Origin of the sequence: Mycobacterium sp. UM_CSW (assembly GCF_000455205.1) — a bacterium.
Classification (GTDB): domain Bacteria; phylum Actinomycetota; class Actinomycetes; order Mycobacteriales; family Mycobacteriaceae; genus Mycobacterium.
Map to the genome: position 1 here is coordinate 39,402 of NZ_AUWQ01000022.1, position 14,077 is coordinate 53,478.

Annotated in this window: 13 protein-coding genes; 2 read left to right on the forward strand and 11 right to left on the reverse strand. The window is 62.9% G+C overall.

The features are described 5' to 3' along the window. Window positions 1-57: 57 nt before the first annotated feature. The 3 genes from N415_RS09485 to N415_RS09495 all read right to left on the reverse strand — a co-directional run bounded on the left by N415_RS09485 (window position 58) and on the right by N415_RS09495 (window position 2,743). The gene (locus N415_RS09485) at window positions 58-675 is read right to left on the reverse strand and encodes a TetR/AcrR family transcriptional regulator (RefSeq protein ID WP_068180116.1); all 618 of its coding nucleotides are present in this window, start codon (window positions 673-675) and stop codon (window positions 58-60) included. 80 nt (window positions 676-755) lie between these two features. Continuing rightward, window positions 756-1,961, reverse strand: a complete 1,206-nt coding sequence (locus tag N415_RS09490) for a cytochrome P450 (protein WP_068180324.1) — start codon at window positions 1,959-1,961, stop codon at window positions 756-758. A 224-nt stretch (window positions 1,962-2,185) separates the two neighbouring features. Further along, window positions 2,186-2,743 (reverse strand): TetR/AcrR family transcriptional regulator, encoded by a 558-nt coding sequence (locus N415_RS09495; protein WP_068180120.1) that lies wholly within the window; start codon window positions 2,741-2,743, stop codon window positions 2,186-2,188. Window positions 2,744-2,898: 155 nt separating this feature from the next. Here N415_RS09495 and N415_RS09500 point away from each other — a divergent pair, with 155 nt between their 5' ends. After that, a complete protein-coding gene (locus N415_RS09500) occupies window positions 2,899-3,834 on the forward strand; it encodes an alpha/beta hydrolase (protein ID WP_239645478.1) in 936 nt (311 codons plus the stop codon). Between the two features lie 135 nt (window positions 3,835-3,969). On the opposite strand, the gene N415_RS09505 is transcribed toward N415_RS09500, so the two are convergent. The 5 genes from N415_RS09505 to N415_RS09525 form a co-directional block, all read right to left on the reverse strand. Beyond that, window positions 3,970-5,184 carry a CaiB/BaiF CoA-transferase family protein gene (locus N415_RS09505; protein ID WP_068180328.1) on the reverse strand — a complete coding sequence of 405 codons (1,215 nt, stop codon included), beginning with the start codon at window positions 5,182-5,184 and terminating at the stop codon, window positions 3,970-3,972. Between the two features lie 262 nt (window positions 5,185-5,446). Next, the gene (locus tag N415_RS09510) at window positions 5,447-6,061 is read right to left on the reverse strand and encodes a PaaI family thioesterase (protein WP_068180330.1); all 615 of its coding nucleotides are present in this window, start codon (window positions 6,059-6,061) and stop codon (window positions 5,447-5,449) included. Window positions 6,062-6,385: 324 nt separating this feature from the next. Continuing rightward, a complete protein-coding gene (locus N415_RS09515) occupies window positions 6,386-7,924 on the reverse strand; it encodes an acyl-CoA synthetase (protein ID WP_068180126.1) in 1,539 nt (512 codons plus the stop codon). A gap of 553 nt (window positions 7,925-8,477) precedes the next feature. Then, window positions 8,478-9,143, reverse strand: a complete 666-nt coding sequence (locus N415_RS09520) for a TetR/AcrR family transcriptional regulator (protein WP_152531311.1) — start codon at window positions 9,141-9,143, stop codon at window positions 8,478-8,480. A 108-nt stretch (window positions 9,144-9,251) separates the two neighbouring features. Then, a complete protein-coding gene (locus N415_RS09525) occupies window positions 9,252-10,532 on the reverse strand; it encodes an amidohydrolase family protein (RefSeq protein WP_068180134.1) in 1,281 nt (426 codons plus the stop codon). Between the two features lie 378 nt (window positions 10,533-10,910). Between N415_RS09525 and N415_RS09530 the strand changes: the two genes are divergently transcribed. Further along, window positions 10,911-11,690, forward strand: coding sequence for a coniferyl-alcohol dehydrogenase (locus tag N415_RS09530; RefSeq protein WP_068180139.1), 780 nt, complete (start codon window positions 10,911-10,913; stop codon window positions 11,688-11,690). 386 nt (window positions 11,691-12,076) lie between these two features. On the opposite strand, the gene N415_RS09535 is transcribed toward N415_RS09530, so the two are convergent. The 3 genes from N415_RS09535 to N415_RS09545 are packed head-to-tail and all read right to left on the reverse strand — an operon-like array spanning window position 12,077 to window position 14,072. Then, the gene (locus N415_RS09535) at window positions 12,077-12,376 is read right to left on the reverse strand and encodes a ferredoxin (RefSeq protein WP_193376423.1); all 300 of its coding nucleotides are present in this window, start codon (window positions 12,374-12,376) and stop codon (window positions 12,077-12,079) included. 8 nt (window positions 12,377-12,384) lie between these two features. Next, window positions 12,385-13,683, reverse strand: coding sequence for an NADH-ubiquinone oxidoreductase-F iron-sulfur binding region domain-containing protein (locus N415_RS09540; protein ID WP_068180146.1), 1,299 nt, complete (start codon window positions 13,681-13,683; stop codon window positions 12,385-12,387). Beyond that, window positions 13,680-14,072: a Rieske 2Fe-2S domain-containing protein gene (locus tag N415_RS09545; protein WP_239645479.1), complete on the reverse strand. Its 393-nt coding sequence runs from the start codon at window positions 14,070-14,072 to the stop codon at window positions 13,680-13,682. Before N415_RS09545 ends, N415_RS09540 begins: the two co-directional genes overlap by 4 nt. Window positions 14,073-14,077 lie beyond the last annotated feature (5 nt).

Consider the following 14,077-nt stretch of genomic DNA (forward strand, 5'->3'; position numbering starts at 1 on the left):
CATTCGCACTGGATTGCGGTTGCGAGGCAGCAAAGCCAGTTGGGCCCGCGCGACGCGTTATGCGTTGTTTGTCGTGCGCACTGCTGGCAGGACCAGGGTGTCGATGACTTGGCGCACGAAATTGGCGTCGACGGTTTGGCCGCGCGCGACCTGCAGCAGGCCCATGGCTACAAGGACATCAGCGACCAGTGACCAGTCACGGTCGCCGGAGATCTCGCCGCGTTTAGCGGCGTGGGTCAAGATCGCCGTCATCGTGCGCTTGCCTTTGCCGAGCATGAGATCATCGAGCGCAGAAGCAAGTTCGGGTTCATGCGCGGCTTCCATCGCGACTCGCAGTACCAGGTCGTTGCTGACCAGGTCACTATCACTGCGTTTGATGCGCTCGACCAGGGCATCCAGGTCGCCGGCCAAGCTGCCCGTGTCAGGAACGTCGGCGCTGAGCAGATCGGGTCGCCAGTACACCAAGGCGTCGGTCATCAGCGCGGCTTTGGATGACCAACGCCGGTAGATCGCAGCCTTTCCCACACCTGCCCGGGCGGCGATGTCGTCCATGTTGGTGGCGTGGTACCCGTGTTCTGCCAGGGCTGCAAGCGCGGCGTTGAGGATGGCCGGGTCGCGTGATCGATTCAGTCGCCCGTCAGTGCGCTGGCGCAATCTTGGTTCTTGGTCTGTCATGGGTCCTGGTTTGCTTATTGACGACGCTGTCGCTGACAGTGTGGCAGAAGGGTAGCTCCGTGCTCGTGCGCTGTTACGCGCTATCGAGTCGCCAAGTGCAGGCGCTCCAAACGCCGAACCAGGATGCTCGGCAACCACTCTCCGATCTCGGCAGCCTCAATCCAGTCGGTTCGTTCGAGAAGGATGCCTAATACGACTCGAGCCTCCAGCCGGGCTAGTGCTGCGCCGATGCAGAAGTGCGCGCCCTTGCCGAAGGTGACGTGCCCTTTGGCCCCGCCGCGATCAAGTCGGAACTCATCAGGCGACTCGAATTGTGCGGCATCGCGATTGGCCGCTCCCCACATCAGAAGGAGGTGCGCGTCCGCTGGTAGCTCGACCCCGGCGAGAGCGGTATGCCGGCGGACGTGGCGGTAATGCGCACGAAACGGTGGCTCGTAGCGCAGTGTTTCCTCGATGAACGGGCCCAGGAGATCGGGATGGGCACGCACCTGCTCCTGAATGTCGGGTCGGCTGACCAGAATCCAGGCCGCGCTGCCCAGCAGCGACGCCGTCGATTCACCAGCGGCGCTAAAGAGGGTGAGCATCATGGACAAGGCGACGGGTTGATCCAGCTGACCGGAGGCGCAGCGCGCGGCCAGGTCGCTCATCAATCCGGGTTGTGCATCGGTGGCGGCCTTGTCGAAATGGTCCAGGACGTACGCACTTAACTCCATGACAGCCGTCCCGGCGGCTTCGAGCTGCGCCGGCGTGACGAGCCCGTCTAGCAGCGTGGTGGTGGCGAACCCCAGTCGAATCAACGTGTCGACATCGTCGTGCGGCAGCCCCAGCAGACGGGCCACCACCATCATCGGCAGCCGGTTGGCAACCGTGCTCATCCACTCGATGCGTCCGTCGACCAACGACTCGGACAGCAGCCGGCGCGCCGTTTCCTGTGCGAACTCCTCGATGACCCGCACGCGTTTTGCCGATAGATGTGGCAGCAGGATCTTGCGATGAACGGCGTGTGCGGGATCGTCGGCGGTGGCCAGCGAGTGCATCGGATCCCCGAGCGGCATCATGGAGTACGGTTCGACAGATCCGGTGTCCCCCTCGAAGACCACCGTCGCGGTGAGATTCGAGGAGAAGTCATCCACGCGCGCAACAGCTTCGACGACGGCGTCCCACCCGCAAACTGCGTAAAAGTCGGAGTCACCGATGCGGTGCACGGGGGATGCGGCGCGCATCTGCTCGTACAAGGGGTACGGATTCTGGATGGCGTCAGTGCCGAAGAACATGGCGGGATCCATGAGCGTTTCCACCGCTTCAGCCTCGGTGTTACCTCAACCTCACGTCAACGGGCCCGCAAAGGTTGCAACACCGCGTGCGACATTGTCGCCGGCCGACCTCGCATACACGGCCGTTCACCTGCACGTACTTATGAGAACATCGACGCTCAATCTCTCACGATGAGAAGACGGTGGAAGCGCCACGCGGCGCCGAGGGTGTTCGAGGCGACTCCCGTAGCTCTCGTCTAGCTCCCCGCGGCGTCATACGGCGGTCCGAGGAATCGCTGCAACATCTGCAGCTCGGCCTCGGCATCCTTCATCGGCCATATCCACAGTGCCAGAAAGACGTGAATCAGCCACTGCTGCGCAAGCGGATCGGGGTCATGCTGCCCGAGGACCTCCTGGGCGCATTGCACGACGACCTCGCTGGACGGCATCCAATCGTCGTCGATAGGAGGGCGCGTAGACCGGATCATCTGAGTCAGGGGATCGGATCGGATCCGTTGCAGCGCGATCGCGGTCGCCGACACGACGCGCTCCGCCCCTGTGAGCCCTTCGATGGCATCGCGCATCGATTCGATCACGCGGGCGGCATGAATGTTGACGACGGCATTGCGAATCGCGGTCCTGCCGCCGGCGTGGCGGTAGATGGTGGCGGGCGAACAGTGCACTTTGGCTGCGAGCGCGCCGATGGTGAAACCCTCCCACCCGCGTTCGGAGACCAGGTCGGCGGCTGCGGCGTGAATGCGCGCGGTCGCCTCGGATCCGCGGTCCTGCCCTACCAACCAGTCGACTCCTGCCATTCGTGGGGCTCCTTTTCTCAGGTCACCGGCGACCCGGAGGCGTCGTTGAACATCTATGCAAATTATGTCACTATGTTCCCGAAATGAACGCCACTTGTCCGGCCTGAACCCACAGCGGGGATCCTTCCCAGGGAGTACGAGCCCGGCCGCGAGGCGTGCGCCCCACGTTCCCCGCTGGCCGCGAGAAACGTTGGCGGACTGCCGATCCGATGTCTGAAAGGGTGAATATGCCGGTCGTGATGCAAGGTGACCTCGAGATCGCTTACGAGATTATCGGCGAAGGTGAGCCTTATATCCTCACGGGGGGTGGCCGTTTCAGCAAGGATGCGGGCGGTGTCCGTGAGCTCGCGGAGGCGATCGCGGATCGAGGCAAGAAGGTGGTCATCTACGATCGCCTCAACTGCGGTGCGTCCGCGGTGTGCTTCGAAGGCAGCTCGGAGTCGGTGATGCAGGCCGAGTCGCTCGCTCGCCTCATCGTGGACCTGGACCTCGGCCCGACAGTGTTGCTCGGTGGTTCCGGTGGAGCCCGGATCTCGTTGCTTGCCGCGGCGCGTCACCCCGAGATCGCGCGCGCGGTGGTGATGTGGTGGCCTAGCGGCGGTGCGTTCGGCAGCATGTCGCTGGCCGAGGTGTACAACTTCCCCTCCATCCGAGCCGCGTGGAACGGGACGATGGCCGATGTCGCCGACGATCCCACGTGGGCCGAAGTCATCACGCGCAATCCGCGTAACCGCGACCGATTCCTGGCTCAGGACAAGCAAACGTTCATCGAAACGATGGAACGCTGGGCCCACGTCTACTGCGCATGCGGCAATCCGCTCGTAGCGGGCCTCACCGACGAAGAAGCCGCGGCGATAACGCTGCCGGTACTCGTCTTTCGCAGTGGGAAGAGCGACTACTTTCACACCCGCGCGACGTCGGAACGTCTCGCGGCGAACCTACAGAACGCCGAGATCATCGACCCGGTGTGGGGCGACCGGGAGTTCCTCGATCGATATGAGGACAGTCGAGACAACGGGGTGTCGGTCTGGATCAATTGGAAACAGCTTGCGCCTCAGATCGTCGACTGGACGGAGAAGGTCCTCGATTGATCACCCCGAGGCGAGGGCGCCCGTCGGTAGCAAGCACGGTATGAGCGACCAACACGGCCATCCACAAGGACGTCTCAGCTCGCGCGGATCGGCTCAGCTTTTGAAAGGCACTCGGCGGCAGCCGATGTCACGATGTCAGGCAATGGCGCCGGCGTCCTTGAGGGCCTCGATGCGGTCCCATTCCATCCCGAGTTCCATTAGCACGATCTCGGTGTGCTCCGAGGCCTGGGGCGCACGCGTCGTCTCGAGCGGCTCGTGGTTGAACTGCACCGGACCCCGCACCACCCGGAACGGCTTGTCGCCCGCGGAGGCCTCGTACTCGACGATCATGTCGTTGGCGATGGCCTGCTCGTCTGAAGCCAGTTCAAGAAGGCTCTGGAAGGGTGCCCACTGACCCTTCATGGTCTTGAGATGCTCACGCCAGTAGTCGAACGATTTTCCGCGAATGGCCTTTGCGACGAGTTCCGCTGCCTCCGCGGCGTTTCGGATCAGCGGCATCACGTCGGAGAACCGAGGGTCGTCTGCGAGCTCCGGCAGTCCGAGATGCTCGAAGGTATCGCGGATGTAGCCGGTGGGGCTGACGATGCAGAGGTTGATGGTGCCGCCGTCGGAGGTGAGGAAGTTACCGAGGAATGGATTAAATATTGGCGGGGTCTCGTCGGGCATCGTCGAACGCATCGTCTCACCGGTCTCCATGCCCTGCGTGACGCTGGCGCCCGCGGCCCACCACGCCGTCGATAGCAGGGAAACATCGATCTCGACGGCCTCACCGGTCTTCTCGCGATGGAACAGTGCCGCCGAGATACCGCCGGCGATGTTCATCCCACCGATCGAGTCACCGAAGGCCGGGATTCCCTGTGGCAGTGCGCCACCGAGCGCTTCGGGAGTTAGCGCGTGTCCCACGCCGCTGCGTGTCCAGAATGCGGTGCCGTCGAACCCGCCGACCAACCGCTCTGGACCCTTGTCACCGTAGGCGCTGCCGCGCGCGTAGATGATGTTCGGGTTGGCCGCTCGAATGTGCTCGACGTCGAACTTGTTCTTCTGCCGCGCCTGCGGCATGTAGTTGGTGAGAAACACGTCGGAGGTCTTCGCGAGCTCGTAGAGCACCTCTTGACCACCCGGCGTGGAGACATCGACGCCCACGCTGCGCTTGCCACGGTTGGGGTGCTCGATCAGCGGGTGCCGGTCGGCTTCGAGCTTGATGCCGCCCATGTAGAGGAAGCCGCGCTGGGTGTCACCGCGCACCGGATGCTCGACCTTGATGACGTCAGCCCCCCAGTCCGCGAGGATGGCCCCCGCCGCGGGCACGAAAGTGTATTGCGCCAATTCGAGGACCCGCACGCCCTCCATCACCTTGATCACGTTGTCCCTCCTGGCCGTTTGGGCGGGGATGACTGAGCGGCGATGCGCTTTTCGCCGCTGACGAATAGCCCGATAGCTGGTAATCGGTTGTGCGACAACCCATGGACTCGAATTGACACCCGACTGAGGCGAAGCCCAGCTAGCTGGGTCACGGTCGACGACACGGACGGCTGAGGTGTCCAGCGGTGGTCGAAGTCCCAGGAATGCGCGGTTTGGGGGCAGCAGGGCATGCCTGTGCGTCCCGAGCCCTTCACGGCTGATTCGACTTCAACTGGATCATCAAGCCGCTGGCCTCGGAGAGCACGCTGCCGTCGGAGTCGGTCATTGTCGCGGTGACGAAGACTTTCCTTCCGTCGATGGTTTCTATGCGGCCACGAGAAGTCAGGGGTTGATTGATCGGCGTGACCTTGCGGTACTCGATGTGCAAGTACGCTGTGCGGCTGTCTCTTCGGTCGACGGCGGAGACGATCATCCCGAATTGCCAGTCATACAGCAGGGGGATCACGCCGCCATTCACGGCATTGTTGCTGCCGACGTGGTACTGACTGAAGTGACCCTGCATCGTCACCCCGTCGGGGCCGTACTCGGTCATCATCCATGGCGGCATGAGCGGATGACCCAGTCCAGGCAGGTGTGGTCCGCGGCCCCGAAGTCCGAAGCCTGCTGGGACACGGTGGAGCTCAAACCGCTCGCACAGGTCGTTCACCTCGCGCGCTGCGCTACCCCATAGCTCGTTGTCCGGATCCGTCGATACGACGACGTCTTGTAAACGCCGCATGGCCGCCATGAAGTGGCCCACCTCGGTACTCTTGCCGCCGGACTCGATGCCCGGAAACGATTCGACCGTATCCTCGACGTCGGTCACGGGGTCGTCCACGGGTCTCGGCCGCCCTTCGGAGTGGTCGTGGCCACGACGCCGCGAAATCGGTTCATGTGACACGTCATGTCCAGTAATCGATCGTTCCTCACGGCGGCCACCTCAACCATCGAAGTTCACTTACTGCCAAAAGTCAACTAATGACAGTTTAGGGGGCCCTGCGCGGCTCCGCACGAACGCATGCAGCGACCGCGCAAAAAGTGCCCGCGCTGGGATGTTGACGAAACCTGATGGGAGCACTTCGCATACGCTCACGTGCACCGCGAGTCGTTCCTCGACGCTCGCCGGACCGGGCGGGTCTGACGAACACGGTCATGGGGTCGAATTGCCCTGAGCGTACGCACTGCGCAAGTCAGCCTTACGCAACTTACCGGTTGGTGTGCGTGGCAGCTGTTCTAGGAAATCGACGGAACGTGGACATTTGAAGCTTGCCAACCGCGCCCGAGTGAACGCGATCAGCTGGCCGGCCAACTCAGGCGTGGCAGTAACGCCCGGCTTCAGCTGGACAGCGGCTTTAACCTCCTCACCGAACTCGTGGTGCGGTATGCCGAATACCGCAACGTCCTGCACGTCGGAATGCAGTATCAGCACGTCCTCCGCTTCCCGGGGATAGATATTGACCCCTCCGGAGATGATCGTGAACTCCTTGCGGTCGGTGAGATAGAGGTAGCCGTCGGCGTCCAGGTAACCGATGTCACCCATCGTCGACAACTCACCACCCGCACGACGTGACCGCTCCGTCTTTTCGGGGTCACCCTTGTATACGAAGCCCGGATCGCCGCTGAAATAGACCGTGCCGGTCTGCCCGGGCCCAACGACGGCGTCCGCGTCTTCGTCGACGATGTAGACCGCGCCGGTCCGCGAACGTCCGACGGAACCGGGATGGGCAAGCCAATCCAAGGAATCGATCACAGTGAAGCCGCCGCCATCGGAACCGCCGTAGTACTCGACAAGTATGGGACCCCACCAATCGATCATCTGCCGCTTGATCTCCGGCGGGCACGGCGCTCCCGCATGCAGGGCAACACTGTGAGTGCTCAGATCCGCTGCCTGCTTGTCCTCTGGTGACAAGGCCAGCATCCGAACGAACATCGTTGGTACCCACTGACTGTGGGTAACGCCGTGCATGTCGATCGCCTTCAGCGCATCGCGGGCGTCGAACTTCTCCATCATCACGACGGTGGCGCCGGCACGGTGCGCAGCGAGTGTGAAGGTCAGCGGCGCAGCATGGTATTGCGGAGCCGGCGACAGGTACGTTGACTGCTCATCGATACCGAACAGAGCAGCCAATCGGTGAGAAGCGGCGTCGAGATCGCCTGGTTTAGTATCGGGAAGCGGGCGGAGCACACCCTTGGGACGTCCGGTCGTGCCCGAGGTGTAGAGCATGGCGGCACCGCTTGACTCCTCGGCTGGCTCTCCCTCGAACGCAACGACACTCTCGTACGGCTCGAAACCGGTCGTGGTTCCGTCGGCCATCACACGGGTGGTCAGCGCCGGCAGGGTCCTCCAGTCTATGTCTTCAACCAGATCCGACTGCCTCGCCGAAGTGAAAAGCAACTTCGCCTCACAGTCGCCGATGACATAGGCAACTTCATCAGGCTTGAGGTGCCAGTTCACCGGCGTGACGTACATCCCGGATCGCAATGCAGCCCAGAGCATTTCAAAATAGCGCACATCGTTGTGCATCAGAATCGCGACATGGTCACCGCGCCGTAGCCCCCGCGACCATAAAAAGCCAGCCAAGCATCGTGAGCGCCGGTCGAGTTCACCGTAGGTGATCGTTTCACGCGTACCGGCCATGATGACGGCCGGGTGATCGGGCTTGGTAATCCCCCAATGCCCTGGATACATTCCACTCACCTCTTCTCGTAGCGGGCTACGCAGTCGCCGCCGGCGGACTGCGCACCGCAGGCCACTACCGCGATGTGGATCCGGCTCATACTCGCTGATTGTGCTGTGCAGCAGGACGCTCTCGGCCGTGAGAGCCGAACAGGGGGCCTGCGCCCGTACGGATTTCGATGCGGCCACGCTGCAATCCCGCGGACTGCGGCGCGGACGCACGGCCACCTCGACTCTGAGGCCGGCCCAGTCGCCTGAGTGTGAGGTCTGCTCAAATCTGCTGTGTTCGGGTTCCGCCTGCCCGCCCAACCGCGCAACGTCGGTGCCGTTGAGGACATCTCGTCGACCTCCGCATTCCTGCGAGCACCCATAGCCCGTACCAGATGACGTCACGCCACGAAGCCGGGGATCCGCGGAAAGGCTTGTGCTCTAGGCACTACGAGCGCGTCGCATCGGTCAGCGCTGCCAGCGCATCCGGCGATCAATCCCGATCGTGCGTGACAAACTCTATGGTCAGAGGTGACACTTGTCAATAACTGACAAATAACCACGCCGAATGCTGAACTCAGCGTCGGCCCGTTGGAGCTCGTCGGGTCGGCGCCGTGTTCGCGGCGCTGACGCGGCCGACCCGTCGGCCGTCTGCCGATTGCCTGCCCTTGTCGAAAGCGACACACACACGGTCGACGATATCCTGCAGCGCGACGAGGTCGAACGGTTCCTCGGAGACATACCACCGGCGAAACGCTGCACTCGTAGTCGATACCAACACTGAGGCGAACACCGTGGCCTCGAGGGACGCCACTTCACCCCAGTCCTCGGCAATGGCTGCGGTCAGGCACTGCTGATAACCCTCGCCAATCCGCAAAAACTCGGCCAACAGGGGCGGCGTCTCGTAGATGGCACGCATTCGCTCGCGCGACTCGGGTGTCTCCATCAGCGGCAGCGTCTCATTGCGGAAATTTCGCCAGCACGTGACGGCGTCGGTTTCGCGGACACCCAACTGGGCGCGGAATGACTCGAGAAGCTCGTGCTCGCCAGCCAGGGCCAACGCTTCCTTGGTGTTGAAATACCGCAAGATCGTGCGCACCGACATCACGCAGGCGTCGGCAATCTGCTCCAAGGTGACAGCGTCGTAACCGTACTTGCGAAACATCTTGTTCGCCACCTGAAGCACCTGACGCCGGGCGTCTAGCTTCTTTCGTTCACGCAAGCTCACTCGGGGTTCGGTCACCGCGTCAGCCTAACACCCAAATATGCCGATCCAGACATATGTCAGTCACCGGCAGAATCGTGTCGGTGGTTTGCGCGCAGGGCCTCCGCTCGCGTTGCAGCGAATCGCTCAGTCCGCGCCTACACCCCTGGCGTTGAACTCCGCGATGTTCGAGCCGCCGTGGTCGTACTTGCTCAGTGCGCGGATGGACACATCGTGGCCTTGGGCCGCCCTACGCAGGGCGCCAATTGTGGCTTGTTCCTTGCTGATGTGGGTGAACGGATCCCAGTGGTACCAGCGCATCGCGTTCTCGTAGGTCATCTTGTTGATCTCGTCGTCGGGCACGTTGTGCTGCTTGAGCACCTCGTCGAGCTGCTCGGGAGCGCCCGGCCACATCGAGTCGCTGTGCGGGTAGTCGGCCTCCCAACAGATGTTGTCGATGCCGACGTCGTTGCGCAGCTTCACGCCCACGTGGTCGGAGATGAAGCACGTCAGGAAGTGCTCCCGGAACACCTCACTGGGCAGTTTTCCGCCGAAGTCCTGATGCGTCCACGTCGAGTGCATTTCGTAGGTGCGATCGGCCCTCTCCAGGAAGTACGGGATCCACCCGGTGCCACCCTCGGACAGCGCGATCTTGAGGTCGGGATACTTCTTGATCGGCTTGGACCACAACAGGTCGGCTGCGGCTTGGACGATGTTCATCGGCTGCAAGGTGATCATCACATCCATCGGCGCATCCGGCGCGGTGATCGCCAACCGGCCCGACGACCCGATGTGCACGTTGAGCACCGTGTCGGTGTCTACCAACGCTTTCCACAACGGGTTCCAGTAGTCGTCGTGGAAGCTCTTGTAGCCCATGGCGGCAGGGTTCTCGGTGAACGTCAGCGAGTGCACGCCCCGCTTGGCGTTGCGCCGCACCTCTGCTGCACACGCCTCGGCATCCCAAATGACCGGCAGCGTCATCGGAATGAAGCGCGCCGGGTAGGCCCCGCACCACTCCTCGACATGCCAATCGTTGTAGGCCTGCACCAACGCCAGCGAAAACTCGGGATCCTCGGTGGCGAACAAGCGGCCCGCGAAGCCGGGGAAGGAGGGAAAGCACATCGAGCCCAGGATGCCGCCCGCGTTCATGTCCTTCACGCGTTCGTCGACGTCGTAGCAGCCGGGCCGGATCTCGTCGAGGCCCTGCGGCTCGAGGCCGTACTCCTCCTTGGGGCGACCGGCGACGGCGTTGAGCGCGACGTTGGGAATCACGGTGTCGCGGAACTGCCATGTATCGCTGCCGTCGGGGTTGTGTACCAGCCGCGGCGCCTCGCCCTGGTATTTCTTGGGCAGGTGGTTCTTGAACATATCGGGCGGCTCAACAATGTGGTCGTCCACGCTGACAAGGATCATGTCGTCTTTGTTCATACCTGTTCCCTCCACCGAAGTCGTCGGCTCATCGCTGCCGGCCCAACCTGAGGCGTCCACGGATTGGGTGAGCCGCAACATCCACAGTAGCGACTCGCGTTCCGAGATGACACTGATGGACAGATATCACTCATTGCCACCCATCTCCTACCACTTCAACACATATGGCATTTATTGACAAGTGTCAGCAAAGGGCACTAGCGTCGCATCGAGACTATAGGCACCTGCAGAGACGGATCCCGTTCCGGAGAATGAACTTTCGCGGCCTGGACCGTGCGGTGCACAATAGGCGCACGCGTCATGTGAAATCTTCCTGCCAGAACGGACGCTGCCCCCGCTGCTCGCGTTTGGGCACCAGACGAATAGAGAGCTCGAACGATGAACGCACAGCGCAAAGTGGTGGTCGTCGGCGCCGGTTCGGGAATCGGCGCGGCGACTGCCGCTCTATTCCATGATGCGGGCGACCACGTACTTGCGGTCGACCGCGACAACCGGAACGCCGTCGCGTCCGAGTACGTACAACTGGACTTGCGTGACTCATCCGCGATCGCCGATCTCCTGGCCGAAATCGGGCCTGGTTGGGACGTGCTTGCCCACGTTGCCGGCGTGCCCGGAACGCTGCCCGCACACGACGTATTGACGATCAACTTTCTGGGATTCCGTTTGATGGCAGAGGGCTTCCTCCCGCTGATGCGGCGCGGCGGATCCGTCATTGCGGTCGCCTCGACGGCGGGAGCGGCATGGGCTTACCGCGCTTCGGATCTAGAAGGCCTTCTTCAATGCACCACCGCTTCGGAGGTCGCCGATTGGCAGTCTGCCCAGGACGACACATATCCCCCCTACAACACCTCGAAGGAAGCGCTCATCCTCTTCGCGAAACGACTCGCGCCGCCGGCCTGGGCTCAACGCGGCATCCGAGTGAATACCGTGAGTCCAGGACCCGTCGAGACGCCAATCCTCCGCGACTTCGAACAGTCGATGGGCACAGAAATCTTGGAGCTGTCTCGAACTACGGTTGGTCGCCACGCGACGGTCGCCGACATTGCGCCCGTCATCGGATTCTTGGCGTCTCCGGCGTCAAATTGGATTGTCGGACAGGACATCCAAGTAGATGGTGGATTCGCGAATTCGATCATGTCTGCGGTACCAACATCGTAGACGCCCCACGTGAGGGAGGTCGACGCAACGAACGATTCGCAGCCCTCGCATCAAGTTTCCTGGGTCGGCAGCGGATTCTGCGAGTTACCTAGAACGTCGTTGATATCGCCGCCGATGGCTGGGGGGATGGAACGGCCGCTGAGGAGTTTCTCGAGAACCGGCGCGGAGAGATTTCAAGAGCCCGAAGTCCCGTTGCTCGGGAGCAGCACATAGTCCGACGCTCAAGGCACGTTTAGCTCTCTCATCACAAGAAAGCGTCCGCGCAGCGAACTAAGGGCCCACCATATTGGCGGCGTTGGTGCGCCAGAAGCCAGTGATCCTGACGCTGGGCGATATAGATCAACTTCTTTACGAGATTCGCATGGGTCTCGAAGCCACCACCAGGGTTACCGAACGAATTCTGAAATTGCTTCGTTGTCATCGGTTTTTGGGTGGGGCTCGGGCGCTTCGTGCGCTTCGTGGTGCTGCGCCGAACCGCCGCGTGGCCGTCGTTCACCGACAGTCGCGATGGCGTGCACAGGGCAGTCGAGCAGGGCGCGCATCACCCCGTGGCGGTCGTTCTGGGAAATAGTGCCGTCACCGATCAGCGTCGCGTAACCCCAGTCGTCCAACGAAAAGGTTTCCGGCGCATGCCTTGCGCAGATCCCGAACCCGTCGCACATGGTGCGGTCAAGCCGAATTCGCAAAGTTTCGCTCACGAAGAACGCGCCTCCTCCACTTCGTAGGGCCGCTCTGCGGTGAAGACTCCAGCCCGGCACGTCGTGCACTGGTCAACGAGGTGATGCTCCACCGTTGTCGGAAACTGCTTCAGCAGACTCGACGCGATGTTGGCGGCGCCGTCGAGAGTGCCGCAGGCACCTCGGCCGCGTAGCACGACCGACCAGCGTTCCAACCGGGACACATCCTCGTGGTTCGCCACTCCGTCACGCAACGCCGACATGACGGCTGCCATCGCGGCGGTGCCGTTGAAGCACGAACCGCACTGACCGGCGTTCTCCCGGTCGAAGTAGGACAGCACAGCAGCAGCGACGGCTACGGGACAGTCATCAACGAGGATCGAGATCGCGCCGCATCCCAGACCGCTGCCGAGCCGGCGAATCGTTTCGTGGTCCAGTGTGGCATCCAAAATGTCGCGGTTGACCAGGCCTGCGAAGTAGCCCCCCATCAGTACTCCGCGCACGGTATCGGCGGTCACGCCGTGCAGCGCCAGTAGCGTGGAAAACTTAGCGCCGTGCGGGATCTCGTAGAGCGTGGCCGGCCGTCCGGCACCGGTGACCGTGGCCAGGAAGGTCCCGGATGACATGGTGGTGCCGACGTCACGAAATCGTTGCGCGCCGTTCTGGTGAAGGTAGGGCAGGTTGGCCAGCGTCTCGACGTTGCTGACGAGCGTCGGAAGACCCGAGACGCCTTCTTCGAACGGCCTGGGCGGCTTATCGGTGGGTTTGGCCGGTCCTCCGTTGATACGGCGCACCGCCGCAGTCTCCTCCCCGGCGACGTACCCCGGGTCCACTGTCTGCACCGTGACGGCGGCCGAACCGTGGGCGTCCGCGTCGACTTCCGCCAGTGCGGTCGTTAGGGCGTTGGCCGACTGAGCATCCGACACGTACACGTACGCGCGTCGCGCTCCGACCATCGCCGCTGCCAGTCGAAGTCCGTCCAGCACGAGGTGGGGCCGGTGGCGCAGCAGCCAGCGATCCTTGACCGACGCGGGCTCACCCTCTTCACCGTTCGCGACGACGACGGTGTCCAAACCACGGCGGCTTGCGTCGCGGACAGTCCTTAGCTTCGTAGCGGTCGGGAACGCTGCGCCACCACGACCGAGGAGACCCGACCGATGTACTTGCTCAAGCAGTGCGTCGGCGTTGGCGAGGGCCCGGTATCCGCCCGCGCTGGTGTAGTCGGCGTACTGCTCGCGTCCAGCGTCGCCCGGTCGGAGTAGTCGCGGCGCGCAGTCCGGCCATGCCGCGACGGCGAGATGGGTAGAGGTCGTCATGCCTGCACCCGGACCTCATTGCCGACAACCCGCACCGGATAGGTGCGGATGCTCCATTCGGGTTTGACCGCGGTGGTGCCGGTCGCCAATTCGAAACCCCATTGATGCCATGGGCAGTAGATGTATTCGAGGTCGCGAACCATCACCGCATCACCCGGCACGGCCTCGTCGACGATCGTGCGTCCGCGGGCACGCCCAGAGCACAGGGGTCCGCCTTCGTGTGGACAGTAGTTGGCGATGGCATAGAACGTCCCGTTGACGTTGTAGACGCCGACGCCGTGTCTGCCGATCGGCACCAGTTTGTGCTTCCCAGGGGCGATTTCGTCGACGGTGGCCACGACGTGCTCGCGCCCCTGCGCCAGCCTCGGCGTCGCCCGTTCCTCAGTCACCCTGA

Excerpts from the sequence above, each read along its gene's own strand:
- N415_RS09540 (WP_068180146.1), bottom strand. The coding sequence starts at position 13,683 with ATGACGACCTCTACCCATCTCGCCGTCGCGGCATGGCCGGACTGCGCG.
- N415_RS09490 (WP_068180324.1), bottom strand. The coding sequence starts at position 1,961 with ATGGATCCCGCCATGTTCTTCGGCACTGACGCCATCCAGAATCCGTAC.
- N415_RS09485 (WP_068180116.1), bottom strand. The coding sequence starts at position 675 with ATGACAGACCAAGAACCAAGATTGCGCCAGCGCACTGACGGGCGACTG.
- N415_RS09515 (WP_068180126.1), bottom strand. The coding sequence starts at position 7,924 with ATGTATCCAGGGCATTGGGGGATTACCAAGCCCGATCACCCGGCCGTC.
- N415_RS09495 (WP_068180120.1), bottom strand. The coding sequence starts at position 2,743 with ATGGCAGGAGTCGACTGGTTGGTAGGGCAGGACCGCGGATCCGAGGCG.
- N415_RS09530 (WP_068180139.1), top strand. The coding sequence starts at position 10,911 with ATGAACGCACAGCGCAAAGTGGTGGTCGTCGGCGCCGGTTCGGGAATC.
- N415_RS09525 (WP_068180134.1), bottom strand. The coding sequence starts at position 10,532 with ATGAACAAAGACGACATGATCCTTGTCAGCGTGGACGACCACATTGTT.
- N415_RS09505 (WP_068180328.1), bottom strand. The coding sequence starts at position 5,184 with ATGGAGGGCGTGCGGGTCCTCGAATTGGCGCAATACACTTTCGTGCCC.